This window comes from Pseudomonas sp. Sample_24, assembly GCF_004307605.1.
Taxonomy (GTDB): Bacteria; Pseudomonadota; Gammaproteobacteria; order Pseudomonadales; family Pseudomonadaceae; genus Aquipseudomonas.
The window spans coordinates 1-3,750 of record NZ_RCNW01000010.1; the positions used below are offsets into that span (position 1 = coordinate 1).

5 protein-coding genes are annotated in these 3,750 nt (G+C 60.6%); all 5 read left to right on the forward strand.

The features are described 5' to 3' along the window. Positions 1 to 543, forward strand: a 543-nt coding sequence (locus D8V06_RS00485) for an aminotransferase class V-fold PLP-dependent enzyme (protein WP_130930258.1), incomplete at its 5' end; no start/stop codon positions are given. An 83-nt stretch (positions 544 to 626) separates the two neighbouring features. Next, the gene (gene iscU / locus D8V06_RS00490; protein ID WP_007974006.1) at positions 627 to 1,013 is read left to right on the forward strand and encodes a Fe-S cluster assembly scaffold IscU; all 387 of its coding nucleotides are present in this window, start codon (positions 627 to 629) and stop codon (positions 1,011 to 1,013) included. Between the two features lie 34 nt (positions 1,014 to 1,047). Further along, the gene (iscA, locus tag D8V06_RS00495) at positions 1,048 to 1,371 is read left to right on the forward strand and encodes an iron-sulfur cluster assembly protein IscA (protein ID WP_003227904.1); all 324 of its coding nucleotides are present in this window, start codon (positions 1,048 to 1,050) and stop codon (positions 1,369 to 1,371) included. A gap of 8 nt (positions 1,372 to 1,379) precedes the next feature. Next, entirely contained in the window at positions 1,380 to 1,901 is a 522-nt protein-coding gene (hscB, locus tag D8V06_RS00500) for a co-chaperone HscB (RefSeq protein ID WP_056855162.1), read from the forward strand. Between the two features lie 51 nt (positions 1,902 to 1,952). Next, a partial coding sequence (gene hscA / locus D8V06_RS00505) for a Fe-S protein assembly chaperone HscA (protein WP_130930259.1) occupies positions 1,953 to 3,750 on the forward strand: 1,798 nt, incomplete at its 3' end.

The window sequence follows — 3,750 nt, forward strand, 5'->3', positions numbered from 1 at the left end:
CGCATCGAAGCGACCATGCACGGCGGCGGTCACGAGCGCGGCATGCGTTCGGGTACCCTGGCGACCCACCAGATCGTCGGCATGGGTGAAGCTTTCCGTGTGGCCAAGGAAGACATGGCTGCCGAGAACGTGCGCATCAAAGCCTTGAGCGACCGTTTCTACAAGCAGGTCGAGCATCTGGAAGAGCTGTACGTCAACGGCAGCCTGACTGCCCGCGTTCCGCACAACCTGAACCTGAGCTTCAACTACGTTGAAGGCGAGTCGCTGATCATGGCGCTCAAGGATCTGGCGGTTTCGTCCGGTTCGGCCTGCACCTCGGCATCGCTGGAGCCTTCGTACGTACTGCGCGCCCTGGGCCGCAACGACGAACTGGCACACAGCTCGATCCGCTTCACCTTCGGCCGCTTCACCACCGAAGAAGAAATCGATTACGCCGCGCAGAAAGTTTGCGAGGCCGTTACCAAGCTGCGCGCTCTGTCGCCGCTGTGGGACATGTACAAAGACGGTGTCGACATTTCGAAAATCGAGTGGGCGGCACACTGATTTCAAGTCGCCGCGAACCGGCCCCGCGAACTTCGGTTACGGGGCTCAAAGAGCGACTCTCTGATGAGTGAGGATTAAGAATCATGGCTTACAGCGAAAAGGTCATCGACCACTACGAAAACCCGCGCAACGTCGGCAAGATGGACGCGGAAGATCCTGATGTCGGCACCGGCATGGTCGGCGCGCCGGCTTGCGGCGACGTCATGCGCCTGCAGATCAAGGTCAACGACGCCGGCATCATCGAAGATGCCAAGTTCAAGACCTATGGCTGCGGTTCGGCTATCGCTTCCAGCTCCCTCGCCACCGAGTGGATGAAAGGCAAGACCCTGGACGAAGCAGAAACCATCAAGAACACTCAGCTGGCTGAAGAACTGGCCCTGCCGCCAGTGAAAATTCACTGCTCCGTACTCGCTGAAGACGCTATCAAAGCGGCCGTTCGCGACTACAAGCAGAAGAAAGGCTTGATCTGATTTTCGAGTTTTGGCGACGAGTAAGGAGTCACCGATGGCTATCAGCATGACAGAAGCGGCTGCTCGACACGTGCGGCGCTCCCTCGACGGGCGCGGCAAAGGTGAAGGGATTCGTCTGGGTGTTCGCACCACAGGCTGTTCCGGCCTTGCCTACGTGCTGGAGTTTGTCGACGAGGTGGTTGCAGAGGACCAGGTGTTCGAAAGTCACGGCGAAAAAGTGATCATCGACCCGAAAAGCCTGGCCTATCTGGACGGCACCGAGCTCGATTTCGTCAAGGAAGGGTTGAACGAAGGCTTCAAGTTCAACAACCCCAACGTACGCGGTGAATGTGGCTGCGGCGAAAGCTTCAACATCTGAGGCTTGCCGTGGGTACTCCTTGTCACTTCGCTTTATTTGAGCTGCAACCGAGTTTCGATCTGGACCTCGATCAGCTGGCTACGCGCTACCGTGAGTTGGCGCGCAGCGTTCATCCGGACCGTTTCGCTGATGCTTCCGAGCGTGAGCAGCGGCTGGCGCTAGAGCAATCCGCGAGCCTCAACGAGGCCTACCAGACGCTCAAGAATCCGCCCAAGCGCGCGCGTTACCTGCTCGCCTTGAATGGTGGCGAGCTGCCGCTGGAGGTCACGGTGCATGATCCGGAGTTTCTTCTGCAACAGATGGAGTTGCGTGAAGAGCTCGAAGACCTGCAGGACAGCGCCGACCTCAATGGGGTTGCCGTCTTCAAGCGTCGCCTGAAAGCTGCCCAGGATGAACTGAACCAACGCTTCTCGGCTTGCTGGAACGATGCCGCGCAACGTGAACAGGCCGAACGCCTGATGCGGCGCATGCAGTTCCTCGACAAGCTCACCTACGAAGTGCGCCAGCTGGAAGAGCGCCTCGACGATTAACCCAGTGCCGCTCCGGTCGCACGCCTGATATACAGATAAGTCCTGATAACGATGGCCCTACTGCAGATCGCCGAACCCGGCCAAAGTCCTCAACCGCACCAGCGTCGTCTGGCTGTGGGGATCGACTTGGGCACTACCAATTCGCTGGTCGCTGCATTGCGCAGTGGTCTTTCCGAGCCGCTTGCCGACGCAGAGGGGCGGGTCATCCTGCCGTCTGCCGTGCGCTATCACGCTGATCGCGTCGAAGTGGGCGAGTCCGCCAAACTGGCGGCCGCTACCGATCCCCTGAACACTGTGCTGTCGGTCAAGCGCTTGATGGGTCGTGGTCTGTCCGACGTCAAGCAATTGGGCGACCAGCTGCCGTACCGCTTTGTCGGCGGCGAGTCGCACATGCCGTTCATCGACACGATCCAGGGCCCGAAAAGCCCGGTCGAAGTCTCCGCCGATATCCTCAAGGTCCTGCGTCAGCGCGCTGAAGCGACCCTCGGTGGCGAACTGGTCGGTGCGGTGATCACCGTTCCGGCCTATTTCGACGATGCGCAGCGTCAAGCGACCAAGGATGCGGCCAAGCTGGCCGGTCTGAACGTGCTGCGTTTGCTCAACGAGCCGACCGCAGCCGCTGTGGCTTACGGCCTGGACCAGCATGCCGAAGGCCTGGTCGCCATTTACGACCTGGGCGGCGGTACCTTCGATATTTCGATTCTGCGCCTGACCGGCGGTGTTTTCGAAGTGCTGGCCACTGGCGGCGACAGTGCCCTGGGCGGCGATGACTTCGACCATGCCATCGCTGGCTGGATCATCGAGAGCGCCGGCTTGTCCGCCGATCTCGATCCGGGCGCGCAACGCAATTTGCTGCAAACCGCCTGTGCCGCAAAAGAAGCGCTGACCGGTGCTGCGGCTGTCGAAGTCACGTATGGCGACTGGAAAGCCGAGCTGACCCGCCAAGCGTTCAATGCGCTGATCGAGCCGATGGTTGCGCGCAGTCTGAAAGCCTGCCGCCGCGCTGTTCGCGATTCCGGTATCGAACTGGAAGATGTGCATGCCGTGGTCATGGTCGGTGGTTCGACTCGCGTTCCCCGCGTACGCGAAGCCGTCGCCGAAGCCTTTGGCCGGCAGCCCCTGACTGAAATCGACCCGGATCAAGTGGTCGCCATTGGTGCTGCGATCCAGGCCGATACCCTGGCCGGCAACAAGCGTGACGGCGGCGAATTGCTGCTGCTGGACGTGATTCCGTTGTCCCTGGGGCTGGAAACCATGGGTGGCCTGATGGAGAAGGTGATTCCACGCAATACCACCATCCCCGTCGCTCGTGCACAGGACTTCACCACTTATAAAGACGGCCAGTCGGCCATGGCGATCCACGTGTTGCAGGGCGAGCGCGAGCTGATCAGCGACTGCCGCTCCCTGGCACGCTTCGAGCTGCGCGGTATTCCAGCGATGGTTGCCGGTGCAGCGAAGATTCGCGTGACTTTCCAGGTCGATGCCGACGGTCTGCTCAGTGTCTCGGCTCGCGAGCTGGGTTCGGGCGTTGAGGCGAGCATCCAGGTCAAGCCGTCCTACGGCCTGACCGACGGCGAAATCGCCAAAATGCTCAAGGACTCGTTCCAGCACGCCAATGATGACAAGGTTGCCCGCGTGCTGCGTGAGCAGCAGGTCGATGCCCAGCGCCTGATCGAAGCGGTGCAGGCTGCTCTGGAAGCTGACGGCGAGCGTTTGCTCGACGCCGAAGAGCGCATGGTCATCGATGCGCAGGTGCAGGAACTGACTGAACTGATGAAAGGTACCGATGGTTATGCCATCGAGCAGCAGACCAAGCGTCTGTCGCAAGTGACCGATGCCTTTGCTGCCC